This is a genomic window from Shewanella sp. SM74 (genome assembly GCF_025653725.1).
Taxonomy (GTDB): domain Bacteria; phylum Pseudomonadota; class Gammaproteobacteria; order Enterobacterales; family Shewanellaceae; genus Shewanella; species Shewanella oncorhynchi.
In genome coordinates this window covers 22238-46334 of the sequence record NZ_JAKKRZ010000027.1, presented here as the reverse complement: position 1 = coordinate 46334, position 24097 = coordinate 22238, and the positions used below count along the sequence as shown (strand labels likewise).

Annotated in this window: 24 protein-coding genes; 9 read left to right on the top strand and 15 right to left on the bottom strand. The window is 44.0% G+C overall.

Annotated features, from left to right (window positions below; all coding sequences use genetic code 11):
- Positions 1-49 precede the first annotated feature (49 nt).
- The 3 genes from L5M49_RS20445 (at position 50) to L5M49_RS20435 (ending at position 3553) form a co-directional block, all read left to right on the top strand.
- Entirely contained in the window at positions 50-721 is a 672-nt protein-coding gene (locus L5M49_RS20445) for a fumarate reductase cytochrome b subunit (RefSeq protein ID WP_173247897.1), read from the top strand.
- Between the two features lie 94 nt (positions 722-815).
- The gene (locus L5M49_RS20440) at positions 816-2822 is read left to right on the top strand and encodes a fumarate reductase flavoprotein subunit (protein ID WP_263266746.1); all 2007 of its coding nucleotides are present in this window, start codon (positions 816-818) and stop codon (positions 2820-2822) included.
- Positions 2822-3553: a fumarate reductase iron-sulfur subunit gene (locus L5M49_RS20435; protein ID WP_263179321.1), complete on the top strand. Its 732-nt coding sequence runs from the start codon at positions 2822-2824 to the stop codon at positions 3551-3553. Before L5M49_RS20440 ends, L5M49_RS20435 begins: the two co-directional genes overlap by 1 nt.
- 50 nt (positions 3554-3603) lie before the next feature.
- Here L5M49_RS20435 and L5M49_RS20430 read toward each other — a convergent pair whose 3' ends face one another.
- Positions 3604-3888 carry a putative quinol monooxygenase gene (locus L5M49_RS20430; RefSeq protein ID WP_263266745.1) on the bottom strand — a complete coding sequence of 95 codons (285 nt, stop codon included), beginning with the start codon at positions 3886-3888 and terminating at the stop codon, positions 3604-3606.
- Positions 3885-4907, bottom strand: a complete 1023-nt coding sequence (locus L5M49_RS20425; protein ID WP_263266744.1) for a zinc-binding alcohol dehydrogenase family protein — start codon at positions 4905-4907, stop codon at positions 3885-3887. The genes L5M49_RS20430 and L5M49_RS20425 overlap by 4 nt, the downstream gene beginning before the upstream one ends.
- A 134-nt stretch (positions 4908-5041) precedes the next feature.
- Between L5M49_RS20425 and L5M49_RS20420 the strand changes: the two genes are divergently transcribed.
- The gene (locus tag L5M49_RS20420; protein ID WP_173496206.1) at positions 5042-5968 is read left to right on the top strand and encodes a LysR family transcriptional regulator; all 927 of its coding nucleotides are present in this window, start codon (positions 5042-5044) and stop codon (positions 5966-5968) included.
- Positions 5969-6019: 51 nt separating this feature from the next.
- On the opposite strand, the gene rho is transcribed toward L5M49_RS20420, so the two are convergent.
- On the bottom strand, positions 6020-7285 hold the full coding sequence (gene rho, locus L5M49_RS20415) for a transcription termination factor Rho (protein ID WP_011787892.1): 1266 nt from the start codon (positions 7283-7285) through the stop codon (positions 6020-6022).
- A gap of 209 nt (positions 7286-7494) precedes the next feature.
- Entirely contained in the window at positions 7495-7821 is a 327-nt protein-coding gene (gene trxA / locus L5M49_RS20410) for a thioredoxin TrxA (RefSeq protein ID WP_105250415.1), read from the bottom strand.
- A gap of 152 nt (positions 7822-7973) precedes the next feature.
- Here trxA and rhlB point away from each other — a divergent pair, with 152 nt between their 5' ends.
- Positions 7974-9290 (top strand): ATP-dependent RNA helicase RhlB, encoded by a 1317-nt coding sequence (rhlB, locus tag L5M49_RS20405; RefSeq protein ID WP_063884693.1) that lies wholly within the window; start codon positions 7974-7976, stop codon positions 9288-9290.
- Positions 9291-10217 (top strand): exopolyphosphatase, encoded by a 927-nt coding sequence (locus L5M49_RS20400; protein WP_263266743.1) that lies wholly within the window; start codon positions 9291-9293, stop codon positions 10215-10217.
- Positions 10218-10283: 66 nt separating this feature from the next.
- On the opposite strand, the gene L5M49_RS20395 is transcribed toward L5M49_RS20400, so the two are convergent.
- The 11 genes from L5M49_RS20395 to nadC form a co-directional block, all read right to left on the bottom strand.
- Positions 10284-10820 carry a thioredoxin family protein gene (locus L5M49_RS20395; RefSeq protein WP_106649212.1) on the bottom strand — a complete coding sequence of 179 codons (537 nt, stop codon included), beginning with the start codon at positions 10818-10820 and terminating at the stop codon, positions 10284-10286.
- A 230-nt stretch (positions 10821-11050) separates the two neighbouring features.
- Entirely contained in the window at positions 11051-11443 is a 393-nt protein-coding gene (mutT, locus tag L5M49_RS20390; protein ID WP_131523409.1) for an 8-oxo-dGTP diphosphatase MutT, read from the bottom strand.
- 78 nt (positions 11444-11521) lie between these two features.
- Positions 11522-11731 carry a DNA gyrase inhibitor YacG gene (gene yacG / locus L5M49_RS20385; protein ID WP_006083355.1) on the bottom strand — a complete coding sequence of 70 codons (210 nt, stop codon included), beginning with the start codon at positions 11729-11731 and terminating at the stop codon, positions 11522-11524.
- Positions 11732-11804: 73 nt separating this feature from the next.
- Positions 11805-12539 carry a cell division protein ZapD gene (gene zapD / locus L5M49_RS20380; protein ID WP_198573099.1) on the bottom strand — a complete coding sequence of 245 codons (735 nt, stop codon included), beginning with the start codon at positions 12537-12539 and terminating at the stop codon, positions 11805-11807.
- Complete coding sequence (gene coaE, locus L5M49_RS20375; RefSeq protein WP_263266742.1) at positions 12532-13149, bottom strand: dephospho-CoA kinase; 618 nt, start codon at positions 13147-13149, stop codon at positions 12532-12534. The genes zapD and coaE overlap by 8 nt, the downstream gene beginning before the upstream one ends.
- Before the next feature lie 27 nt (positions 13150-13176).
- Complete coding sequence (locus tag L5M49_RS20370; RefSeq protein WP_263266741.1) at positions 13177-15108, bottom strand: LTA synthase family protein; 1932 nt, start codon at positions 15106-15108, stop codon at positions 13177-13179.
- Between the two features lie 16 nt (positions 15109-15124).
- Positions 15125-16054 carry a prepilin peptidase gene (locus tag L5M49_RS20365; RefSeq protein WP_263266740.1) on the bottom strand — a complete coding sequence of 310 codons (930 nt, stop codon included), beginning with the start codon at positions 16052-16054 and terminating at the stop codon, positions 15125-15127.
- A 32-nt stretch (positions 16055-16086) separates the two neighbouring features.
- The gene (locus L5M49_RS20360; protein WP_263266739.1) at positions 16087-17355 is read right to left on the bottom strand and encodes a type II secretion system F family protein; all 1269 of its coding nucleotides are present in this window, start codon (positions 17353-17355) and stop codon (positions 16087-16089) included.
- Positions 17356-17408: 53 nt separating this feature from the next.
- Entirely contained in the window at positions 17409-19118 is a 1710-nt protein-coding gene (pilB, locus tag L5M49_RS20355; protein ID WP_263266738.1) for a type IV-A pilus assembly ATPase PilB, read from the bottom strand.
- 123 nt (positions 19119-19241) lie between these two features.
- Entirely contained in the window at positions 19242-19619 is a 378-nt protein-coding gene (locus tag L5M49_RS20350) for a prepilin-type N-terminal cleavage/methylation domain-containing protein (RefSeq protein WP_263266737.1), read from the bottom strand.
- 726 nt (positions 19620-20345) lie between these two features.
- Positions 20346-21227, bottom strand: coding sequence for a carboxylating nicotinate-nucleotide diphosphorylase (gene nadC / locus L5M49_RS20345; protein ID WP_105250404.1), 882 nt, complete (start codon positions 21225-21227; stop codon positions 20346-20348).
- 258 nt (positions 21228-21485) lie between these two features.
- On the opposite strand from nadC, the gene ampD reads away from it, so the two are divergent.
- From ampD to pdhR, 3 genes are all read left to right on the top strand, one after another.
- Positions 21486-22049, top strand: coding sequence for a 1,6-anhydro-N-acetylmuramyl-L-alanine amidase AmpD (ampD, locus tag L5M49_RS20340; RefSeq protein ID WP_263266736.1), 564 nt, complete (start codon positions 21486-21488; stop codon positions 22047-22049).
- Between the two features lie 81 nt (positions 22050-22130).
- A complete protein-coding gene (gene ampE, locus L5M49_RS20335; protein ID WP_263236996.1) occupies positions 22131-22982 on the top strand; it encodes a beta-lactamase regulator AmpE in 852 nt (283 codons plus the stop codon).
- Positions 22983-23299: 317 nt separating this feature from the next.
- On the top strand, positions 23300-24052 hold the full coding sequence (gene pdhR / locus L5M49_RS20330) for a pyruvate dehydrogenase complex transcriptional repressor PdhR (RefSeq protein ID WP_105250401.1): 753 nt from the start codon (positions 23300-23302) through the stop codon (positions 24050-24052).
- Positions 24053-24097: the final 45 nt, after the last annotated feature.

Genomic DNA, 24097 nt, shown 5'->3' with positions numbered 1-24097 from the left:
AAGACTTAATGAGATTGGCTCGATAAGGTCAACGGCGTGAGGCGATAGGATGGCGATCAAATTAAATATTAAAAAATGGAGTGCTTGGCTGGATTTAAGCCAGAGTTTGTCAGGGGTAATACTCGCAGTCTTTTTGTGGACCCACTTAGTGTTAGTGTCATCGATTTTATTGGGTGCGGATGCCATGAGTTGGGTTGCTCGCACTATGGAGCTGAGTTTTCTGTCCGCTGATGGACACGGTTATCCTTGGGTAGTGACTTGTATTGCCATTGGTATTGCCATTTTGGCGTTAGTGCACGTGTTAGTGGCATTGCAAAAATTACCCATGAGTCTGCGTCAGCAAAGGGCTCTACGCCAACAAATGCAAGTGATCAACCACAGCGATACTCGCTTGTGGCGCTGGCAAGCCATTACCGGTGTAGTGATTCTACTGCTGTTGCCTGTGCATTTGTGGCTTATTGGCTCGGCTCCCGAAACCATTGGCCCTCAGGGAAGCGCCGATCGTATTTGGAATCAAGGTGTCTGGATGGTGTATCTGCCTTTACTGCTCACTGTGGAGTTACATGCAGCAATTGGCATTTACCGTGTGGCTTTGAAATGGGGCGCGGCGCGGGATCTCAACAACCGCAGTCGATTACGTAAGATCAAGACCATAGTGAGTGTGCTATTTGTCACTGTTGGTGTCGCCTCACTTTTGGCATTTTTACCCTACGCGAGTTAATTCCGCTTTTAATCAATGATTAAGTTAATCAGTGAATAGAATGTCGAACATAAAAAAAACAGCACAAAACAATAGACCCTATTAAGGAGCAGGCGTGAAACTGATTTATACCGATTCATTGGTGGTAGGAGCTGGGCTCGCGGGCTTAAGGGTCGCTATCGCTTCGAAAGAGCGTGGGCTTGACACTTTAGTTCTGTCACTCATTCCTGCAAAACGTTCCCACTCTGCTGCTGCTCAAGGGGGTATGCAGGCGAGTTTAGGCAATGCCGTTAAGGGAATGGGCGATGATGAGGATGTGCATTTTCAAGATACGGTAAAAGGTTCCGACTGGGGCTGCGATCAAGATGTCGCACGGATGTTTGCCCATTGTGCACCTAAGGCAGTACGTGAGCTGGCCAATTGGGGCGTGCCTTGGTCTCGGGTGACTGCTGGCCCGAGAGAAGTGATAGTCAATGCGCAAAAAGTCACGCTACATGAGGCCCAAGAAGCCCATGGTCTTATCAACGCCCGTGATTTTGGCGGGACTAAAAAATGGCGCACTTGTTATACCGCCGACGGTACAGGTCATTCGCTGTTATACGCTATGGATAACAAAGCGATTTCCATGGATATTCCCGTCCATGAACGTATCGAAGCCTTGGCACTTATTCACAATGGGAAGCGTTGCCATGGCGTGATTGCTCGTTGTTTGATTACGGGTGAACTTAGAGCCTATGTGGCTAAGTCCACTACGATAGCCACTGGTGGTTATGGCCGAATTTATGAAGTGTCGACCAATGCGATTATCTGCGAAGGTATTGGCCAAGCGTTGGCATTGGAAACTGGCGTGGCAAGGCTTGGCAATATGGAGGCGGTACAATTCCATCCCACTGCCATTGTTCCCGTGGGCATTTTAACAACGGAAGGGTGTCGTGGTGATGGCGGCTTATTGCGCGATAAAGACGGTTACCGCTTTATGCCTGACTATGAGCCCGATAAAAAGGAGTTGGCATCGCGGGATGTCGTATCGCGTCGCATGACCGAACATATACGTAAAGGTAAGGGCGTCGATAGCCCTTATGGCCCGCATTTGTGGCTAGATATTACCCTTTTAGGTCGCAAGCATATTGAAACGAATCTTAGGGAAGTACAGGAAATTTGTGAGAATTTCCTTGGCATCGATCCCGCTAAAGATTGGATCCCTGTACGCCCAACTCAGCATTATTCTATGGGTGGTATTCGGACTAATGCCACAGGTGAAAGTCCGCAGCTTAAAGGCTTATTTAGCGTAGGTGAGGCGGCCTGTTGGGACATGCACGGCTTTAACCGTTTAGGCGGTAATTCGTTGGCCGAAACCGTGGTTGGCGGCATGATTATTGGTAAATATGTCGCCGATTTTTGTGAGAACAATAGCCTTGAGATCGACACTCAGCTTGCTGAACAGTTTATGCAGCAGGTGCAGAGTGAAATCGATGTGCTGGTCGAGGGTGATGGTCACGAGAGCGCCTTTGAGCTCAAGCGCGAAATGCAGCGCATCATGATGGATTATGTGGGGATTTTCCGTAATGGCCCCGAGCTTGAAAAAGCGGTTGCCGAGCTAAAAGTGTTGCTCGAGCGTTCGCGTAAACTCGGACTTAAGTGTAAAAAGCGTCACGCCAATCCTGAGTTAGTTGAAGCCCTGCGGGTCAAGCGTATGCTAAAAGTGGCGCTAACCGTAGCCTGCGGCGCAGCGGCGCGAACAGAGAGTCGTGGTGCCCATGCTCGCGAGGATTATCCGCAGCGAAATGATCGAGACTGGCTGAATCGCACCTTGGCCAGCTGGCCGGATCCCGATGCACTCGAACCTGTGCTTAACTACGAAGCACTCGATGTGATGAAGATGGAACTCCCGCCGGGTTATCGTGGTTATGGCATCAACAACGCCATAGTGCATCCTGATACCGAAAAGCGTGAACAGCAAATTGCCGAGATTTTAGCTGAGCTAGGTGATGATGCTGACCGTTATCAAAGGCAGCGGGCTCTTATGCCCTTTGAATTACCCGAGAGTTTACAACCCAATAATGAACGTTTAAGTGATACTTTAAAAAGTCCATCTGCCAATGCGTTAGGAGAAAAATCATAATGAGCCAAGGTCGCCAGTTAACCTTTAATATCTTTCGTTATGATCCGCAGGACCCAAACGATAAGCCGAAAATGGTGCGTTATCATCTCACCGAAACGCCGGGGATGACGGTATTTATCGCCCTTAATAAACTCAGGGAAGAACAAGACACTTCATTGCAGTTCGACTTTGTTTGTCGTGCTGGTATCTGTGGTAGCTGCGCTATGGTGATCAACGGTTTCCCGACGCTAGCTTGCCGCACCTTAACGGCCAAATATCCTAAGGGCGAAATCACCTTAATGCCGCTGCCAGGTTTTGAGTTGATTGGTGATCTCTCGGTTAACACTGGTAAGTTTATGCGGGAACTGGCCGAACGCTTAAAGCTGTGGTTACACCCTAAGGCCAATGATATAAGCGTGCATCGGCTTGAAGATCCTATGGACCCAGATGAAGCTGCGCGTTTATATGAGCTAGAGCGCTGCGTTGAATGTGGCGTGTGTGTTTCTGCCTGTGCGACTAAACAAATGCGTGAAACTTTTGTCGGCGCTGTGGGCATGATGAAAATAGCCCGTTTCGAGATGGATAGCCGTGATGCGCGCACTGCGGAGGATTTTTACCATGTGATTGGCAATCAGGATGGCGTGTTTGGCTGCATGACTTTACTCGGCTGCCAAGACAACTGTCCTAAGGATTTGCCACACATGCAGCAAATTGCGTATTTACGCCGTAAGATGGCCATGACTTTGATTTGATGAGTGATAAATGATGAAAAGCGCCAACGTGTTTGGCGCTTTTTTGTTGATTAGCAGGCGTAGCTTTTGTGAATGTCAGCTCGATTGATTATGTCTGCGGTTTGAGCGACGAATGCTTGAAAGTGCGTACTCGCCATATGTTCATCCAGTGCTGCTTGGGATTGCCAAATTTCGTACATCCAGAAGATATTTTCATCATCTAATGAGTGATGCAGTTTGTATTCGATGCAGCCAGCTTCGGTATGAGTGTCTGTCACGAGTTGCTTGAGTATCTTAAATAGCGTATCGCTTTGGCCTTGATTCGCTATGATTTGGGCAAATACTGCTATTTTCATTGGTTAAAACCTTCTAAAACAATTTTACCGATCGCTTTGCCAGACTCTATCTGAGCGTGAGCTTTGATCAAGTTTTGGGCATTAATGGTGCCGTAGTGCTCACCGAACGTGCTCTGTAACTCGCCTGTATCGATAAGAGCGCTTAAGCGGTTGAGTAAATGATGTTGCGCAATCATATCCTCGGTCTGATATAGGCTGCGGGTAAACATCAGTTCCCAGTGTAAGGATAAGCTTTTACGCTTAAGTTTCATCACATCTAATGGCCCCTTAGGATCATCGATTAATGCTAGTTTTCCTTGTGGCTTAAGCACTTGTACTATTTCATCAAAATGCTGATCGGTTTGGGTTAAGCTAATCACATGGGTCACATTAGTAATGCCAATATTGGCAAGTTCCTGTGAAAGTGGCTTGGTGTGGTCGATAACAGCATCGGCACCAAGCTTATGCACCCAAGCGGCGGATTCTGGACGAGATGCAGTGCCTATTACTTCTGCACCTGTGAGTTTTACTGCAAGCTGAGTGATGATTGAACCCACACCGCCGGCCGCACCGATAATTAAAATACGGGCGTCAGTTGCCGAACCATCTTGGGGTAAAGCTAAACGGTCGAATAAAATCTCCCATGCCGTAATCCCCGTTAAAGGTAATGCCGCGGCTTGGGTATAGGTTAAACTTTTAGGTTTATGGCCGACAATTCGCTCATCAACCAATTGATATTCTGCATAACTTCCGCTGCGACTGATATCGCCCGCATACCACACTTCATCGCCAACGTTGAAAAGACTGACTTTCTCACCAATGGCTTTGACGACACCGACCGCATCCCAGCCGATAATTTTGTATTCGCCTGCAGGCGCTGAGCTAGATGCACGGATTTTTGTATCAACCGGATTGACAGAAATGGCTTTGATTTCCACTAAAAGGTCAAAACCTGTCGCAGTTGGCTCGGCTAGCGTGATGTTTTCTAATGCATTGGGCGATGTGATTGCACCTGCTGTCTGGTAACCAATGGCTTTCATGTTTATTCCTCTGGGTGTACTTGCTGGAGTTTACTTGTTTGAGTGTACTTGTATCGTGTAGCCATTGTGTGGAATATTAGCTAAGAGATAAACAGGATAAAGTTTGTAATTTTTTCAAAGGATTTTTGATAATCATGCTAATTAATGATTTAGCTTTGTTCGTGCGAGTCGCTGATTGCGGCAATATATCTGCCGCAGCAGCCGAGATGGATATCTCGGCTGCTTCTGCCAGTGCAGCAATAAAACGGCTTGAGAAACAGCTCGATACTAGTTTATTTATCCGCACGACACGCAGCTTACGTTTGACTGTGCAAGGTGAACGTTATCTTATTCATTGCCGACGTGCGCTAAGCGATTTAGCGCTTGGCGAACAGGCTATCGCCAGTGATAAAGGTAAAATATCTGGCACTTTAAGCCTGTCGGTTTCTTCAGACTTTGGTCGTAATTTGTTTGTGCCTTGGCTCGACGATTTTTTGCTCGATTTTCCTCAACTGCAAGTGCGCTTGCACCTTGGCGACAATATCAGCAGTTTTTACCACGATAAAATTGATGTCGCCGTGCGCTATGGAAAACCGCAGGATTCTAACCAAGTGGCTTTCCCTATCTGTAGTGTTGATCGTGTCTTGTGCGCCTCACCTGAATATCTCGCCAAGTTTGGTGTGCTTGATTCGTTAGAGCAATTAGTTGAGCATAATTGCTTGTTTTATAAGTTAGATGATCGCACCCACGATCAATGGCTATTTAGGCGTGATGGTCAAGAATTCAAAGTGCGTGTCACGGGCAATCGTAGTGCTAATGATGCCGAGATTGCCCGCCGTTGGGCTGTGGCTGGTAAAGGGTTGGTATTTAAGTCGAGTCTAGATCTGGCCGATGACTTAATCTCAGGGCGATTAGTACGTTTGTTGCCTGAGTATCAGGGGGAGCCCGTCGATTTGTACTTAGTGTGCCCAGGACGTGAACATGTTACGCCTGTCGTGCTCTTACTGCGGGAAATGCTCCGGCAGCGAACACAGGCTTTGAGTAAAAACTTGAGTAAAATATTAGCAGTGAAAAAATCTTAGATAACAAAAAAGCCGCATAATGCGGCTTTTAGTTTAGAGACTCACTGAGATTTAAGACTTAGTGCGTTTCATGGCGGTAAAGAACTCTTCGTTAGTCTTGGTCATCGCCAATTTATCGATTAAGAATTCCATTGCGCTGACTTCATCCATAGGATTGAGGATCTTACGCAGGATCCACATTTTTTGCAGTTCTTCTTGAGTCGTGAGTTTTTCTTCACGACGCGTACCGCTGCGGTTGAAGTCAATGGCTGGGAACACACGCTTTTCTGCCGCTTTACGTGACAAATGTAGCTCTTGGTTACCTGTACCTTTAAATTCTTCGTAGATCACTTCGTCCATCTTAGAACCCGTATCAACCAAGGCTGTGGCGATAATGGTCAAGCTGCCGCCGTGTTCGATGTTACGTGCCGCACCGAAGAAGCGTTTTGGACGGTGCAGGGCGTTGGCATCTACACCACCAGTTAACACTTTGCCCGATGATGGGATAACAGTGTTATAAGCACGGGCTAAACGGGTAATCGAATCGAGTAAGATAACGACGTCTTTCTTGTGCTCAACCAAACGTTTTGCTTTTTCAATCACCATTTCGGCAACTTGAACGTGACGGCTGGCTGGTTCATCGAAGGTTGATGCGATAACTTCGCCTTTAACGAGGCGCTGCATCTCTGTTACTTCTTCTGGGCGTTCGTCGATCAGCAATACCATCAACACCACTTCTGGGTTGTTGTAGCTGATGCTTTGAGCAATACCTTGAAGTAATAGCGTTTTACCGGCTTTTGGTGGTGCAACGATCAAACCACGTTGACCTTTACCAATCGGTGAGCATAAATCCAGAATACGCGCGGTAATATCTTCAGTTGAGCCATTGCCGCGCTCCATACGCATACGTTCTTCTGCGTGGAGTGGGGTCAAGTTTTCAAAGAGGATTTTATTACGGGAGTTTTCTGGTTTATCGAAGTTAACTTCGTTGACTTTCAATAGAGCAAAATAACGCTCGCCTTCTTTTGGTGGGCGAATTTTACCAAAAATGGTATCACCCGTTCGCATGTTGAAGCGGCGAATTTGGCTTGGTGAGACATAGATGTCATCTGGACCAGCTAAATAAGAACCGTCTGAGCTGCGTAAGAAGCCGAAACCGTCTTGGAGTATTTCTAATACCCCACCACCGAAAATGTCTTCTCCACTTTTTGCGTGGGCTTTAAGGATTGAGAAAATAATGTCCTGCTTGCGAGCGCGGGCCATATTTTCGAGCTTCATATTTTCAGCTAGCGAGACTAGGTCAGAAATCGGCGTGTCTTTTAATTCAGTTAAGTTCATTTTGGGGGTCTTGTGTTACGCGACAAAGCTTACCGCGATCAATCAGTAAGGATGTAATTCAGGATAGTGATTGACGAGCGAGAAGAGGTTATTAGAAAGAATCTGGTTATTAAAGTAGCACTAACAAAGCGGGGCGTCCAGAAATTTAGGGAAATTCCGGCACAATTAATTTATAGCTTGTGCCGGAGGTCACTCATTACGACGTCAAATTAGATTTGAGCGTCAATAAACTCTTTCAATTGCGTTTTTGAGAGTGCGCCAACTTTAGTCGCGGCTAATTCGCCGTTCTTGAATAGCAGTAAAGTTGGGATGCCACGAACGCCATATTTCGCTGGAGAAACATTGTTTTGGTCAACGTTTAATTTAGCGATAGTCAAGCGACCTGCATATTCTTCAGACACATCGTCTAAAATTGGAGCGATCATTTTACAAGGACCACACCACTCGGCCCAGAAGTCTACCAATACTGGCAAATCAGACTTTAATACGTCGTTTTCGAAGCTGTCGTCACTCAGGTATATAATTTTATCGCTCATGATGTTCTCCAGTTTGGGTGCCATTGCTGGTTTGTTAATGGCTTACCATGTATATTGGGGCTGAAAAATAGCTTTTCAAGTTACCTTTTTACAATGTGGCTATTTCAAACGATCGAGTATCTTATTGCAACCTCAACAGGTAAGCTTGCGCTATGAGCGAAACACATCTATCTACCCAAAGGTTTGCCGACCTACCTCTACATCCTGAGGTTAAACAGGCCCTTGCCGAGAACGGCTTCGAATTTTGTACGCCGATTCAGGCGTTATCACTGCCTGTATTACTCCAATCAAAAGATATCGCAGGCCAAGCACAAACGGGCACTGGTAAGACAATGGCCTTTTTGGTCGCCACGTTTAATCATTTATTATCGACTCCCATACCTGAAGGTCGACTGATTAATCAGCCCCGCGCCATCATTATGGCCCCTACTCGCGAACTGGCGATTCAGATTGCCAAAGATGCGATTTTACTCGCTAAGCACACACACTTAAAGGTGGGTATTGTTTATGGCGGTGAAAGTTATGATGTGCAGCGTAAAGTATTAGATCAAGGTGTTGATATCTTGATTGGTACAACGGGTCGAATTATCGACTACGTTCGCCAAGGTATTATTGGCTTGAATTCAATTCAGGCTGTGGTACTTGATGAAGCCGATCGTATGTTTGATCTTGGTTTTATTAAAGATATTCGCTTCTTATTTAGACGTATGCCTGAGGCAAATCAACGTCTTAATATGTTATTTTCGGCAACCTTGTCCATGAAAGTACAAGAGCTGGCTTATGATCATATGAATGAGCCCGTTAAAGTCGAAATCGCCCCCGAAGAAAAAACCTCCAAAAACATCAAAGAAGAAATCTTCTATCCTTCCCAAGAAGAGAAGATGCGTTTGCTGTTGACCTTGATTGAAGAAGATTGGCCAGAAAAAGCCATCGTTTTCTCCAACACTAAGCACAGTTGTGAAACGCTTTGGTCTTGGCTTGAAGGTGACGGACATCGTGTGGGTTTATTAACGGGTGATGTGCCACAGAAAAAGCGTATTCGTATCCTTGAGCAATTTACCAGTGGCCAGCTAGATATATTGGTTGCTACTGATGTTGCGGCTCGTGGTTTACATATTTCTGACGTTTCACACGTGTATAACTATGATTTACCTGATGATTGCGAAGACTATGTTCACCGAATCGGTCGTACGGGTCGTGCGGGTAACAAAGGCATGTCGATAAGCTTTGCCTGTGAAGAGTACGCATTGAACTTGCCTGCAATCGAAAGCTACATCAATCATTCGATTCCAGTAAGTAACTACGACAGTGAAGCTTTACTGGCCGATATTCCTACGCCAGCGAAGATCCACCGTAAACACCCTAGCGGCACTCGAAACTTGCGTGATCGTTCAGGGGCAAGCCGTCCTGGTGCTCAACGCAGTGGTGCTCGCCCTCCTCGTCATGATAGGACACGTAGACATTCGTAAATGCCAATACCCGCTTATGCCGCTATAACATTAGGCTCAAATAGTTTTAATATGCTGATCGCCAAAACGCGTGGTGGTCAGCCGCATATTATTGCGAAATATAAACGCAAGGTGAGGCTCGCCGAAGGCATAGGCAACGATGGCAAATTAAGCCCCGATGTCATGCAGCGCGGCCTCGACTGTTTGAGTATGTTTGCCCAGATGTTGGTGCAACATAAGATTGAAGCAAACCATGTTGCTGTGATTGCAACTGCAACTCTTCGCAGTATTAGCAATGCTGATGAGTTTAATCAGCGTGCATTGCCACTCTTAGGTCATCCGATCGAAATTATCTCTGGAATGCGTGAAGCAGAGCTTATCTATCAAGGTATGGTGGCGACCACTTGTGGTCAAGGCCGTCGCTTGGTTATTGATATCGGTGGGGCGAGTACAGAGTTCATCATTGGTGATGGGCATCAAGTGCTGTTCAAAACCAGTTTGCCCTTTGGTAGTGTGACTTATAATCGCCAATTTTTCAGCAGTTTGCCACTGCAGCAGTTAGATTTCGATGATGCTAAGCAGCAAGTGCTAATCGCATTAGCAGAGCATAGACAAACCCTACGTGATCTAGGTTGGCATTGTGTCGTTGGTGCCTCCGGCGCTGTACAGTCCGTGGTAGAAGTGCTACTTCACCGAGGGTTATCTGAAACTATCACACTCGATGTGCTTACTCAGTTGAAGGCTGAGATCCTCGCTCAAGAAGATATTAGCTTAATGGGGATTGCAGGGCTTTGCAGTGAGCGAGCACCGACTTTTGCTGCGGGTGTCGCTATTCTATTGGCTTTGTTTGAGTTGCTGGGGATCGAGCATTTAGCCTTATCTGGCGGCGCATTACGTGAAGGTGTTTTAGTGATGTTAGCTCAGCGGATTATTGACGAAGTCAGCTAATATTTTATTAAAACATGATAAAAACTAAAGGCCGCGATGCGGCCTTTAGTTTTTGTACTGTGTCGATTATTTCAATAAATCGGCGAGATCTTTTTCTAAGGAAACCGTTGGGCGTTCTACGATGCGGCCAACTTCTTTACCTTGCTGCAGTACAATAAAGGTTGGAATGCGGGTAAAGTCGTATTTTGCGGCTAAGCCTTCGGGATCTTTTTTCGTTCGGTCGACACCAATATAGGTCACTTTAATATTGGGATTAGTGACTTCTTCCATAATACGGATAAAGCGCGGCGTTTCCCGGTGACAATCTGGGCACCAAGTACCAATGATCACTACAATTTCTGTAGGTTCAGTGATGCTTTTAAGCGGGGTGATTGCAGTGGTATCGACTTGATAGGTTTTATACCCTTCAGCAAACTCATTGAGATCTGTGACTAAATGTTGTGCTTCTACTATGCCAGTTAAAATCACTTCTTGTTTCTCCTCACTGCAGGTCGCAATTAAACCCTGTTGTTGTTCTTCAAATCCACAGCCACCATTGGCTAGTACCTGACAACTAAAAAATAAGGCGGTAGTGGCTAGGAATGCCTTAACGTTATTGTGCATGATGCGCCCTCGAAATCGAAGAGAAAGAATGAAATTCGATTCAAACATTATTCTGGATACGATTAAAGCGATTAATTGATTTGCTGCAAGCAAGATCACGCATTGCTAATATCTATAAGCTTAACGATCACATAATTGCATAGTTTCTGGAGTTAAGGCATTGAAACAGCACATCCCCGAATCGCGATTCGGGGATAGAACACATTGAGAGGATAAGGTAAATTGCTGGATTACTGAGCCAGAATTTTTTCAAGAATAGGCTTATTAGCTTCTGGGAAGTCGTAATTGGTTAAGTCGGTTTTAGTGACCCAAGCGATAAGCTGACCTTCAAGGCCTTGAGCTGTGCCGTTAAATTCGGTGACTGAATGGATATCGAGTAGCACTTGTTTATCGGGATAATCGAAACTCAACGCCATAAATGGCTGACTATCAGTGACATTGAGCGCGACTTCCTCTTTGAGTTCACGGATCAATGCCTGAGTGACAGTTTCGCCTGTCTCAACTTTACCGCCAGGAAATTCCCATTTCCCACCTTGATGTAAATGATCTGGGCGTTTTGCCAACAGAATTTCACCGGCCGAGTTAGTAATAATGCCGACGGCAACATGGATGCGTTTAGTCATAATATTTATCGATTAATGAGTGGGTAAAAGTAGGTGCATTAAAGGCTTGAGCTGAGTGATTCGTGTGTAAACCCAAAATTACTCTTTAAAAAAATCGCCTTCATCGAGATCAAATTCATCAAATGCTTCTGGATCAAACTCGGCTTTGACTGGGATGACGTGTTTTTCTGACGCCCAATCGCCGAGGTCGATCAACTTACAGCGCTCGCTGCAAAAAGGTTTAAATGCAGATTGTGGCACCCACTCGACAGGGGCTTTGCAAATAGGGCAGTTAACGGTCAATGGCATAATTGTTCTCTTGGTTAACGGCGATAAAGCGGCCGCCAATACTAATGTCTTTCAGGCCATTAGTGTAAAGGCTTCATGCACAGGTAGCCAGTAAGAAATCAATTGAACGGTCGGAGTGGCGTTGTTGTTCAAACTGCACAAAATGGATAGCGAAACGGTTTTTATGGCCGCTAATCGTAGGATAACACCCGTGGGAAGCATCGACTTTAACCCTTACCAAAGCAAGTGCTTGGGCACTGTCGCCCTGATAAAAGCCTGCATGGGCAATGGCATTGTCATAATGGGACGTGCTACGAGTCAGTTGAAGTAGTAACGTGATCGGGGTAAGTAAAGGTTCAAAATGTGCTATCCAAGAGCGATAATCGTGCTGTTTTTCTTCCCAAGGTTTAGATAGCCAATAATGCAGTTGCGGTAGGTCGAAGTTACAGCAAGCACCTGGCATGCCGAAGCGTTGTCGAAGTGCGGAAATAAATTTGTCTTGTTTTAATTGGCTGCCGAAGCGTTCAGGCTTTTGTAACGGTTCGCGGGCTTGGGTGAGGGCGTTGATATAGATATTGATTTGCTGGTGGTCGACGTGATCTAATTCTTGCCATTTGTTCAGTTGCAGCAAGTGCCGCTCAATATCTTTTAATACTTCATTGCGATAATCGCAGCGTTCAGACAATTCACAGAGGGAAAACAGCGGATAAAAACATCTATGTTGGTGGTCATTGCTTAGGTTACTTTGCAGCTGTTTATCGAGGTATTCGAGCCGCAAGTAGCTGCGAATTTTCTCGTTTAGGGGCTGTTCGTAAACTAATTCAGTCATGGGCGTTATGAGTACCAGATAGTTGTAAATAGCGTTGGTGCAATGCTAGCACATCTCGTTTTAAGGTTGATATCTCTCCCTGATTATCAATAATGTCGTCGGCTCGGGCGAGTTTTTCGCTGCGGCTCAATTGGCTGTTAATGATGTTATTTACTTGAGATACATCAACATTGTCCCTTTTTATGGTGCGGCTGATTTGCAACTCAGGCGAAATATCCACCACTAAAGTCCGATTGACTAACCTATCTAACCCGTTCTCAAATAGCAAGGGCACGACCATAATTACATAGGCTGAGGTTGCTTTTTCTACCTGCGCTAGCATTTCTTGGCGGATCATGGGGTGCAATAGCTGGTTTAACCATTCACGTTCTTCAGGGTGGCTAAATATCCGTTGCCGCAGTTTGGCGCGATCGAGTTCACCTTCAGGCGTTAACATCTCAATGCCAAAATGGCTAACGATGGCCTCAAGCCCTTTTGAACCCAGAGCGACAACGTCGCGGGCAACGATATCGGCGTCGACTAAGGTAATGCCTTCTGCGGCGAATAAATTGGCAACAGTCGTTTTACCGCTACCGATGCCGCCTGTAAGACCAACAACAAACTTTGACATTTTATTTTTCATTATTTTTTGATAAAGTTATTTGATTTTTTTATGATTTTTGTTAAAAGAGTTTTCTGGAAATAAAGGGTATCCTGCATTTTGTGATATATTTAAGTAATGAAATAAACTTTTTGACTGCTCCATTACTTTATTCATATATTCAGTCTCATTACATTTTTGGTAGTTTTCTAAGCATGATAGTTTATAAAATTTAAATCCATAAGAGTCTTTGTTCATTAAGAAGATTGGACGAGGAACTGTTGTTTTATCTATACCCATTATAGCTCTTCCCAAAAAAGAGTTTGGCTCTCTAATGTTCAATAAAGATAATATTGTAGGTGCAATGTCTAAGTGGCTATAGATATTGGTGTCAACTTTATGTTTTAAGTCTTTACTATATATTAGTAGTGGGACTTTATATAATATTTCTGATTTCAGTCTTTCATCAATGTTGTCATTGTCATAAAATGGAACTCCGTGGTCTCCTGTTATTATAAGTATTGTGTTGTTAAATAGTTCGCTTTTTTTAAAGTCACGGAAAAAATTTCCTAAGGAATAATCAGAATAGTTAATTCCTTTTAAGTAGTTTTTGTAAATGTCATCTCCTGAATAAGATGTTGAAGAAGAAAACATGGAGTCGTTTTCAAAATTCCAGTTGAAAGGTTGATGGTTTGATAATGTTAATATCTCTGCAAAGAATGGCTTTTTAATTTCTTTTAGAGAATCTATGGCTTTTTTAAATAGAATTCTATCAGGGACGCCCCAGCCAATATCATTTTTTTCATCATAACCATCTTCAACAAAACTTTCTTTAGAGTATAATCGTGAAAATCCCAAAGATGGGTGGAAATTTTCTCTATTAAAAAATTTTTTGCTATGACCATGAAACCAAATGGTCTCATATCCATTTTCTAATAATATCTTAGGTGCGCAATTTCCGCGAAGACTTCCGGCGGTAATCGAGAATGGTGATATTTTTGAAATTTCAGGAAGACCACATAGTATGGCAAGCTCTGATTTTACTGTAGTTCTATTTGTTGAGTAAAAGTTAGTTAGATCTAACGATTCTTTAGCAATATTATTTATATTTGGCGTTAATTCTATTTCACCAATATTCTTTCCTCTTTCATACATTCGAAAGCTTTCCATAACAATCAATATGATGTTTTTATTGTTGGGTTTAAGTTTTTTTTGGGGGATTGCAAGTAATGGCTGATTATAGTCAACTAACTGTTTATAACCTGGGTATTCAGGAATTATATCTTTATATTTTTCAAGAGAGTATTCTTCAGGTAGTTTATCTAGGGAGTTATCCATCATTTTTTTTGACAATAAATCATTATACAACGTAGCATTAATGTCTGATTGTTCTTCTACTAGCCTACTTATTATAGGTGTGCTTCTGAACATTGTCATTAATGGGTTTTCAAATGATTCGATAACCGTAGCTGATTGCCCTGAGTATACGGAAGCCATTTTTTGAAAAAAATATCTATCATTATGAATGCTAGTTAATAAAATGAAAGTAAATATAGCAAAGATAATTACTAGTGAATTATTTTTTTTGAATTTAATTTTTTGCACTAAGCAAGAAAGAAAGAATGTGGAGAGTGTGATAAGTGAAATGTAAATAAGAGGTTTTTTTAAAGTGAAGTTTCTTGCTGCACTAATTAGGTCGTTAAAAAGTGCGAGACCGTCATATGAAATGTAAGTGTCATAGAATTTAAAAAATTCAATAGAAATACTATAGAATGTCAAAATCATAAAGGTTATTGTTGTTGCTATAACTACGTAGACAAGCTTTGAAATGTAAAGTGATAATTTTAGTGTGATAAATATTAATAACGATAAGCTAAACGTATCTATTGTAGAGTAGTATGATGTTGGGAAGTTAAATATTTTTATCCCAATAAATGGAATTAAAGATATAAGTATTGTTGCATAGATGTTAGGGAGTGTTGGCCTCATAAGTTTTACAATTCCACTATAAAAAATTTAATATATAAAACTCAGTTATACTATTTCCTACTATTAATGCGATCCAACCTGCCGCTGCGAGATAAGGTCCAAACGGAATTGGGTTATTTTGCTTGAGACGTTTCATAATAATCATAGTAATACCAATCGCTGCTCCCACTAATGATGAAAGTAAAATTACTAGCGGCAGCATTTGCCAGCCGAGCCAAGCACCGAAAACGGCGAGTAGTTTAAAGTCCCCATAGCCCATGCCTTCCTTGCCAGTGAGGATCTTAAATAGCCAAAAAATGGACCACAAGCTTAAATAGCCTGCTGCCGCACCGATAATGGCATCGGTTGGGCTCGCAAAGGTATGATTTAGATTGATGATCAAGCCGAGCCAAAGTAACGGTAACGTCATTTGGTCGGGGAGCAGCATCTCATCAAGATCGATACCAGTAAGTGCGACAAGTACAAATGTCAGTATGCTCGCAAAGACAAATTGCCAGCTTGGACCAAAGTGCCACGCTAAAGTCGCAACAAGTAGCCCTGTGATGAATTCAATTATGGGGTAGCGGGCTGAAATAGGGGCGTGACAGGCGGCGCATTTTCCCTTGAGCATTAACCAGCCGAATACAGGTAAATTATGCCAAGGTTTAATCGCCGTTTTGCACTTAGGGCAAGCAGAGCCCGGCACCACAAGATTATATTTTTCGGGGAAGCTATCTATAGGTTTATTGAGTTTATCAATACCGATTTGTGTGACTATCTCAGCGTGGTATTCCTGCAAATACTGATTGCATTCTTGCTGCCATTCCCGTTTCATCATTACAGGAAATCTGTGGATCACCACATTTAAAAAACTACCTATGGTAGCGGCAAAAATAAAGCTTAGCGTAATAAAGAGCCAAGGACTCTGATCAAAAGAGTGGCCCAAAAGAGAGATAAATTCTGACATTTAGTTTTCTTATTTTATTTGAATCGAATGAATTAACTGACGATTTTACCCATTTGGAAGATAGGAAGATACATAGCGACAATTAACCCGCCGACCACAGTACCTATGACTACCATCATAATAGGTTCAATTAGGCTTGATAAACCATCAACCGCATCGTCAACCTGCATTTCATAGATGGTTGAGACTTTGTTGAGCATGTTATCCAGCGAGCCGGATTCTTCGCCTATCATCACCATCTGCACTAGCATATCGGGAAAAAGCCCTGTGGTTTGCATCGCGACATTCATCTGCATTCCCGCCATGACCTCTTGGCGAATATTCAATATGGCTTTGCGATAAACGGCATTACCCGATGCGCCAGCGGCGGATTCTAAGCCATCAATTAACGGCACACCTGCAGCAAATGTGGTAGCTAAGGTGCGGGCGAAACGAGCCATGGCACCTTTGTGTAAAATCGGTCCAATGGCAGGGATTTTTAGCACGGCTTCATCGACTCTATCTCGCACCATTTGCGAGTTTCGATGTGCTCGTACAAACAAAAATACGCCGCCAACAATAGCGGCTAAAAAGATGTACCAAGAGGATTGTAAGCCGCGGGAAATATGCAGTACCAGTTGCGTAAAGGCGGGTAGTTCTGCACCAAAGCCCTTAAAAATTTCCTCGAATTGAGGTACGACAAAGAGTAATAACAATGTCGTGACTAAAAGCGCGACTATGACGACCGCTGCAGGATAGAACATGGCTTTCTTAATTTTTGATTTGAGCGCTTCCGTTTTTTCTCTGTAGGTTGCGACGCGATCGAAAACCAAATCGAGTGAACCTGAGTGCTCACCTGCGGCGACTAAGTCTACATAAAGTTCGTCGAAGTAACGTCTATGGGGGCGCATGGCATCGGATAAGGGAATACCCGATTGAATGTCGGTTAAAATAGTACCCAGTAATTCCCGCATTTTAGCTTTTTCATGGCCACGGCCTAGTAGTTCAAATGTCGTTACCAAAGGAACGCCTGCCGCCAACATAGTCGCGACTTGACGGGTCATCATTGCTATATCCATAGGGGTGATATTGGCTTCACCTAACTTAAATAGCGGAGAGGACTGCTTACGAACGCTCTTAGGGTTTACTCCTTGGGATTTAAGCTGACTACGGATTTCGGCTGCGGTTGCACCTCTAAGCTCTCCTGCCGTTTTTTTGCCGTCGCGATTTACGCCTTTCCATTCGAAGGTATAGATTTTGGGCTGGCTTTTTTGCTCGTTTTTTTTGCCGTGAGACTTTCTTACTGTTGTTGCCGTAGCCATAAATAATCTCTGTTTGGTTGTAAAAGCAGGGCGCTCTTTGCAGTGCTCTACTCTTAAAAACTGGTTACACGATTGACTTCTGCAATGCTGGTGACGCCATGCATCACTTTCAATAATCCTGATTGCCGTAAATCACGCATCCCTTGCGCTTTAGCTTGGGAGGCGATTTGTAAGGAGTTACCGCCTTCCATGATAGTACGCGCTATTTCATCGGACATCTTCATCACTTCGTAAATACCAACCCGGCCTTTGTAGCCGCCGGAGCAATGCTCGCAGCCCACAGGTTTAAAGGTGGTAAAACCTTGTGTAATTTGTGCTTGGGCAAAACCTAAACGTAATAGTTCATGCTCAGGGATGATTTCAGCTTGCTTACATTCGGGGCAAAGTCGACGTGCCAAACGCTGGGCAATAATCAGGTTAACTGAGCTGGCGATGTTATAACCAGGTACGCCCATATTGATTAAACGAGTCAAGGTTTCGGCTGCCGAATTAGTGTGCAAGGTCGATAACACTAAATGACCCGTTTGTGCCGCTTTAATGGCAATTTCGGCGGTTTCAAGATCGCGAATTTCGCCCACCATCACCACATCTGGGTCTTGGCGCAGGAATGAGCGTAAAGCAGAGGCGAAAGTGAGACCGGCTTTTAAGTTTATGTGAACTTGGTTTACACCCTCAAGGTTTATTTCTACCGGATCTTCGGCGGTAGAAATATTGCGCTCTTCGGTATTGAGAATATTTAATCCTGTATAGAGGGAGACTGTTTTACCTGAGCCTGTTGGGCCGGTCACTAAAATCATCCCTTGGGGTTTTGCTAACATCTCAAGGTAAAGTTTTTCTTGGTCGGGTTCGTAGCCGAGCTTTTCAATGCCCAATTGTGCGGAGGAAGAATCCAAGATCCGCATTACAATTTTTTCGCCCCATAAGGTCGGTAGAGTGCTGACCCGAAAGTCGATGGACTTAGTGCGGGAAAGTTTCATCTTGATTCGACCGTCTTGCGGCACGCGGCGTTCGGCGATATCAAGTTTCGACATTACTTTTAGGCGCGCAGATAAACGACCTGCAAGGCTTATAGGGGGCTCAGAGACTTCGTGTAAAATACCGTCGATGCGAAAACGAATGCGGTAGCGCTTTTCATAGGGTTCAAAGTGTAAATCCGAGGCTCCTTTACGAATGGCATCGGTTAGAATTTTATTGATATAGATAACAATAGGTGCATCATCGCTGGCCTCGCCTGCGGACTCTTCATTACGTCTGTCAGTGTCGGTAATTTCAATGCTCGCCAGTGCAGCTTCATCCATGCAGCCTAAATCTAGGCCGCTGATGTCTTCTTCGAGGATTTTTTCTAGCGCTTTAGCAAGTTTATCTTCTTCAACCAGAATGGCTTCGGCGTGGAGGCCTGCACTAAATTGGAAATCTTCGAGGGCGGCAATATTGGTCGGGTCGGATGTGCCGATATAGAGGCGATTTCCCCGTTTAAATAGCGGTAAGCAGCGGTGCTTTTCAATCAGTTTTTTATTGAGGAAATCCTCAGGAATCGAGGCAAGATCAAATTCATTGAGATCGAGTAGTGGCGTGCCGTATTCCTCATAGCACATCTCAGCAATGGCACGTGCTGAAACCAGTTTACTTTGCACTAAGGTGCTGACTAACGCTTGCTTATTTTGACGGGATTTTGTGATGGCGTTCGCCATCTGCTCTTCATTTAACAGACCTTTACGGATAAAGAGAGTGGATAAACCTAAATGAAGACCTGATGTTGGCATTAAAAATCATCCGAAGTTACTAATGTAATTCGTTAACAAATAGAAGTAGAATTTAAAAAAATCAATAATAAAAGTAAAACTACAAGAGTGAGGTATCTTGTAGTTTTATTCAGTTTTAAATTTTTATGGAACAGCTACACAAGTCGCAGTTGAATATGTGCAAGTAGCTTTACCTGCAGCATCTTTAGCTACGAAGTCGATAGTTGTTGCAGCTGTGAGAGTTGCTGGAGTCGTTGGTAATCCTGTAGGAACAGCACTACAAGCTCCTGCTACGTATGTCGGTACAGTTGTTTCTGCGATAATGGCTGCAACACGAGCTTTTGTATCAGCGGCGGCTTCTGCAACACATGAGTTAAGTTTACCTTTAGTGACATATTCCTTATACGCAGGAAGTGCAATTGCAGCCAAAATACCGATAATGGCGACAACGATCATCAGTTCGATCAGAGTAAAACCCTGAGCTTTTTTATTTAATGCTTTGTTTAAATTCATGGCCTTCATTTTTCTCTCCAGCTAACTATTTAGTGACTTACTGTGGTTGAATAGAGTGTTTAACCTAACCGCTGTTTTACTCTATAAATTGTGTTATCTCATCAAACTTTATTACTCATTTATGTCAATAAAATCATTTATATGATCTATGTAACATTAACAGTACACCGATGATCTTGAATGACCCATGTGTAATGACTCATGCTGATTTATCCAAGCCAGCTTTACTCAATTCGCGCTTGTTTGAATAAATTGTTTCGGCAACCGCACCTTAGGCTAACGTTTTCAAAAATATGCCTCTCAAAAACGTGAACTAGGCAATTTTAAAAAGAATCCCAGTGCTGACCTTAGGTGAGGCTGACCAAACGGCCATCTCGCCTTGGTAAAAGTTAGTACAAAGTTAGGTAAAAGGAAACAAAAATTAAGTATAAAGTACTAATAAAGTGTTGTTTTTGTATAAAAGGCTAACTTATCGACATATTAGGTTATAACAACTTTTTGACAATATCAGTTTAGCTGGCGTGTCTCTCTATGTCGTCAAATTGGTGACATGAAATGGTGGCTCGTTGGGTGCTTCGTAAGGGTGAATGCTGAGTATGATAGTACAGACGTAATTTCGTCATTTTGTTTGCTGGAGCCCTACAAAAAAATGCACTTCGCCTTAATATTTTATGAGTGGAATGTGCTTACGGTACTTTGCGAGAACATTCCACTACCAGCTAACATCTAGCGGTTTTAAGCTTTTAATCTGAGTGATAAATCTAAGGCGCGAACATGCTTAGTGAGTGCGCCAACTGAGATATAGTCCACCCCTGTTTTGGCGAATTCGGCTAAGGTATCTAAGGTGACATTACCAGAGACTTCGAGCTTGGCGCCGGCGCCTTTAGCTTTATATTGATTGTTCATTTCCACGGCTTCGACCATCTTAGTGATGTCGAAGTTATCTAACATTATGATATCTGTGCCAGAGTCGAGCGCTAAGGCGAGCTCTTCGAGTGACTCCACTTCGACTTCAACGGGTTTATTCGGATACAAGCTGCGGGCGGTATCTACGGCTTGGCGAATACCGCCACAGGCCATAATGTGGTTTTCTTTAATCAAAAAAGCATCATATAAGCCAATACGGTGGTTTTTTCCGCCGCCGCAGGTGACGGCATATTTTTGTGCCGTGCGTAGGCCTGGAATTGTCTTGCGAGTATCTAACAAGCGAGTGTGAGTCCCCGCCAGTTTATCGACATAATGTTTGGTTAAGGTGGCAACACCAGAAAGTGTTTGGATAAAGTTCATTGCCGTGCGTTCGCCAGTGAGAATAGCGCGCGCAGGACCTGATAATTCACATAATAGCTGGTTGGGTAACACTAGATCGCCATCATCCACATGCCAATGCAGTGCGACTTCACCACCGAGTTGGTTAAAAACCTGCTCTGCCCATGCTTTACCACAAAAAACGCCTTCTTCACGGGTGATTAAAGTGGCTTCAGCGTACTTATCGGCGGGGATCAACATTGCTGTGATGTCGCCATAAGCGATGGCTTTGGTTTGATCGTTGATTTCGGTGCCACCTAAGTCTTCACTGAGGGCTGATTTTACTGATTGGCGGATATCGTTTTCTAACATAAGCGGAGTCCTTGCATTACGGCCTACTTGCATTTTAGGTTAAGATTACCACGGCCTTAGGTCTCACGGAACAGGTTGGAAGATTGAGCAAAAGGAGTAAGCTGCGGCCTTATTTAAATTGAGAGTGGATGGTTTGCTCCATGATCTCAATGTTAAAAGATAGCTCAGTCAGTAAGTTCCGTGCGCAGGGTTTCTTCTTTGCTTGGAGGAATACTGTTAGAGTAAGGCGGTATATGTGGCATAGAGGATAAGCTCATCATGCGGTTTGATTCGGGTTGGTGTGATAGTGCGAGGCGTTGTGAGTCGCCACATTTTAATCAACGTCCCTTGAATGAAGTGAGTTTGTTAGTGATCCACAATATTAGTCTGCCCGCAGGCTGCTTTGGATTACCTTACATTGATCAATTATTTCAAGGGTGTTTAGATACTAATGTCGATTCCAGCTTTGCACCGTTGCAGGGGTTGCAAGTGTCGGCGCACTTTTTGATCCGCCGCAATGGCGAGCGTGTCCAATATGTAAGCTGTAATGACAGGGCTTGGCATGCTGGGGTGTCTCGTTATGGTGAGAGAGAGAATTGTAATGATTTTTCCATTGGTATTGAACTGGAAGGCACAGATACTGAGCCTTACACTCCTGAGCAATATCAGTCACTTATCGAGTTAACACAAGCCCTACTGGTAGAATATCCATTGCTGAGTATTGAACGGATTGTGGGTCATTGTGATATTGCGCCAATGCGGAAAACGGACCCAGGGCAAAGTTTTGATTGGGAAGGATATTTAGGCAAGTTAAAGGAATATACTCAGGCGTTGCGCTCTTAGTTAATCACTTAACTTTTTGGATTTTAGACGTATTCCATATAAACCTAGACTATTTATGGACAAATTATAGAGGTACAGCCCATGGCATTATTTTCACTCTTGGTCGCCATTTTAGTGGAGCGACTTAAATTTCTTCCTTCATCATGGCAATTTGATCGTTTACTGCAATCCTATCAGACAACATTTTTTGGTGATAAAGCGTCACTGACAAGCGTGATGATGGCGTTGGCGTTAGTGCTACCAGCCTTGTTGGTATATGTTTTATCTTGGTTAGTGGCGGGAATGTTTTGGGGCTTATTAAGTTTAGCCCTATGGATTGTTGTGGCCGTGGTTTGTTTTAACCATCAGAAACAGCGTGATATTTTCAAAAAATATATGCAAGCGGCTTGCCGCTCAGACGTCCAAGCTTGTTACCATTATGCCGCCGAACTCGATTGTAGCGAGTGTTTAGATGCTGTATCCGAGAAAGACCTAGGTGCCAAAGTGGGTCAAAGTGTTGCTTGGATTAACTATCGTTATTATGGTGCCGTGGCGTTGTTTTTCATTTTTTTAGGTCCAGTCGGTGCTGTACTGTATTGCACGGTACGTTTTTATGCCGAAGAGAATGCCCGTAAATCTCTAGAGCTACCCTTAGTCAACGAAGTGATTACGATACTGGATTGGTTACCGAGCCGGATTTTCGCCTTTGGTTATGCTTTAAGTGGTCAATTTAGTGAAGGTTTAGCGGCGTGGCGCCGTAATGGATTGACCTTAAATGCGAGCGCTCGCACTGTCGTTGCTGAAACGGTATTAGCGGCACAACCTTTACCTGAGGTCGCAAGTGCACCTATATGTGTACAATCAACTTTAGCATTATTAGTACTCAGTAAACGTAACTTTACACTTATTGTTGCAGTACTTTCATTACTGACCATTTTTGGATTGGTGAGTTAAAAGAAGGACGCTTCGCAGCGAGAATCGAGAACGCTTCGCTGCTAGGGCGTCGCAGTGCTCCTTCTAGTCTAGAATCTAGAGCCTAGCATCTATCCGCTGCGCTTTTTGTAGCGCCTAGTAGGGCGAAGCCCGTGCTTTTGTCAAATGGTCTGACCCCATAAACATTTTTTTCCGCTATGCTCTCTCTTCGTGGGTGCTTTTGATCGAGATCGCTTTTAAGGAGTGATCTTCAATCTGGACATCAAAACGCTGATTTGATAAAGTGCGCTCACTCAAAAAAATTGGTAAGACCAATTTACAACGGAGCTGAGCGCCTGATGGCCTATAGTAAAATTAATCAGCCAAAAATTTCTGACGTGATCATGGCGCAATTAGAGCAAATGATCTTAGAGGGTAGTTTACAGCCCGGTCAGAAGTTACCGCCTGAACGCGAACTGGCGATCCAGTTTGAAGTGTCTCGACCTTCTTTGCGTGAAGCTATTCAAAAGCTTGAGGCAAAAGGACTGTTAATGCGCCGCCAAGGCGGTGGTACTTATGTCAAAGAACAACTCTGGCAGACCCTTGCCGATCCTATTGTTGAACTGATGAATTCAGATCCAGAGAGTCAGTACGACTTACTGGAGTTCCGCCATGCCACCGAAGGCATGATGGCCTATTTTGCGGCCCTGCGTGGTACCGACGCCGATATGCAAAATATCAAGCGTATGATCCTCGAGGTGGAAGCCGCCACCGATATCGAACAAAAAGCTGCTGCGATTGTGCGTTTTTATCGTGCTGTGGCGGAAGCGTCACATAACGTGGCTATGTTACACCTCGTTCTTAGTTTAACCCCTGTGCTGCATCAAAATGTGGCGCAAAACCTGGAGCTTTTAAGCCGCCGCGAAGAAGCTTCTACTATGGCTAACGATCACAGACGGGCCTTGCTCGCTGCCATCGTTCGTCGTGATCCCGACGCCGCCAGAGAAGCCTCGAATGAACACTTAAGTTACATCGAAGAGGTGATGTTATCTGTGCGGGAAGAAGATAGCCGGTTGCAGCGAAGCTTGCGCCGTTTAAAGAGTGGCGCTTAAGTTCTGTGATTTAGCTGCCAGCTAAATCGGAATATGCCGCAAACA

What these genes read in the sequence shown, in the direction of transcription:
- L5M49_RS20445 (WP_173247897.1), top strand. Translation starts at nt 50, where the DNA reads ATGGCGATCAAATTAAATATTAAAAAATGGAGTGCTTGGCTGGATTTA.
- L5M49_RS20435 (WP_263179321.1), top strand. Translation starts at nt 2,822, where the DNA reads ATGAGCCAAGGTCGCCAGTTAACCTTTAATATCTTTCGTTATGATCCG.
- L5M49_RS20430 (WP_263266745.1), bottom strand. Translation starts at nt 3,888, where the DNA reads ATGAAAATAGCAGTATTTGCCCAAATCATAGCGAATCAAGGCCAAAGC.
- L5M49_RS20425 (WP_263266744.1), bottom strand. Translation starts at nt 4,907, where the DNA reads ATGAAAGCCATTGGTTACCAGACAGCAGGTGCAATCACATCGCCCAAT.
- L5M49_RS20420 (WP_173496206.1), top strand. Translation starts at nt 5,042, where the DNA reads ATGCTAATTAATGATTTAGCTTTGTTCGTGCGAGTCGCTGATTGCGGC.
- rho (WP_011787892.1), bottom strand. Translation starts at nt 7,285, where the DNA reads ATGAACTTAACTGAATTAAAAGACACGCCGATTTCTGACCTAGTCTCG.
- trxA (WP_105250415.1), bottom strand. Translation starts at nt 7,821, where the DNA reads ATGAGCGATAAAATTATATACCTGAGTGACGACAGCTTCGAAAACGAC.
- rhlB (WP_063884693.1), top strand. Translation starts at nt 7,974, where the DNA reads ATGAGCGAAACACATCTATCTACCCAAAGGTTTGCCGACCTACCTCTA.
- L5M49_RS20400 (WP_263266743.1), top strand. Translation starts at nt 9,291, where the DNA reads ATGCCAATACCCGCTTATGCCGCTATAACATTAGGCTCAAATAGTTTT.
- L5M49_RS20395 (WP_106649212.1), bottom strand. Translation starts at nt 10,820, where the DNA reads ATGCACAATAACGTTAAGGCATTCCTAGCCACTACCGCCTTATTTTTT.
- mutT (WP_131523409.1), bottom strand. Translation starts at nt 11,443, where the DNA reads ATGACTAAACGCATCCATGTTGCCGTCGGCATTATTACTAACTCGGCC.
- yacG (WP_006083355.1), bottom strand. Translation starts at nt 11,731, where the DNA reads ATGCCATTGACCGTTAACTGCCCTATTTGCAAAGCCCCTGTCGAGTGG.
- zapD (WP_198573099.1), bottom strand. Translation starts at nt 12,539, where the DNA reads ATGACTGAATTAGTTTACGAACAGCCCCTAAACGAGAAAATTCGCAGC.
- coaE (WP_263266742.1), bottom strand. Translation starts at nt 13,149, where the DNA reads ATGTCAAAGTTTGTTGTTGGTCTTACAGGCGGCATCGGTAGCGGTAAA.
- L5M49_RS20370 (WP_263266741.1), bottom strand. Translation starts at nt 15,108, where the DNA reads ATGAGGCCAACACTCCCTAACATCTATGCAACAATACTTATATCTTTA.
- L5M49_RS20365 (WP_263266740.1), bottom strand. Translation starts at nt 16,054, where the DNA reads ATGTCAGAATTTATCTCTCTTTTGGGCCACTCTTTTGATCAGAGTCCT.
- L5M49_RS20360 (WP_263266739.1), bottom strand. Translation starts at nt 17,355, where the DNA reads ATGGCTACGGCAACAACAGTAAGAAAGTCTCACGGCAAAAAAAACGAG.
- pilB (WP_263266738.1), bottom strand. Translation starts at nt 19,118, where the DNA reads ATGCCAACATCAGGTCTTCATTTAGGTTTATCCACTCTCTTTATCCGT.
- L5M49_RS20350 (WP_263266737.1), bottom strand. Translation starts at nt 19,619, where the DNA reads ATGAAGGCCATGAATTTAAACAAAGCATTAAATAAAAAAGCTCAGGGT.
- nadC (WP_105250404.1), bottom strand. Translation starts at nt 21,227, where the DNA reads ATGTTAGAAAACGATATCCGCCAATCAGTAAAATCAGCCCTCAGTGAA.
- ampD (WP_263266736.1), top strand. Translation starts at nt 21,486, where the DNA reads ATGCGGTTTGATTCGGGTTGGTGTGATAGTGCGAGGCGTTGTGAGTCG.
- ampE (WP_263236996.1), top strand. Translation starts at nt 22,131, where the DNA reads ATGGCATTATTTTCACTCTTGGTCGCCATTTTAGTGGAGCGACTTAAA.
- pdhR (WP_105250401.1), top strand. Translation starts at nt 23,300, where the DNA reads ATGGCCTATAGTAAAATTAATCAGCCAAAAATTTCTGACGTGATCATG.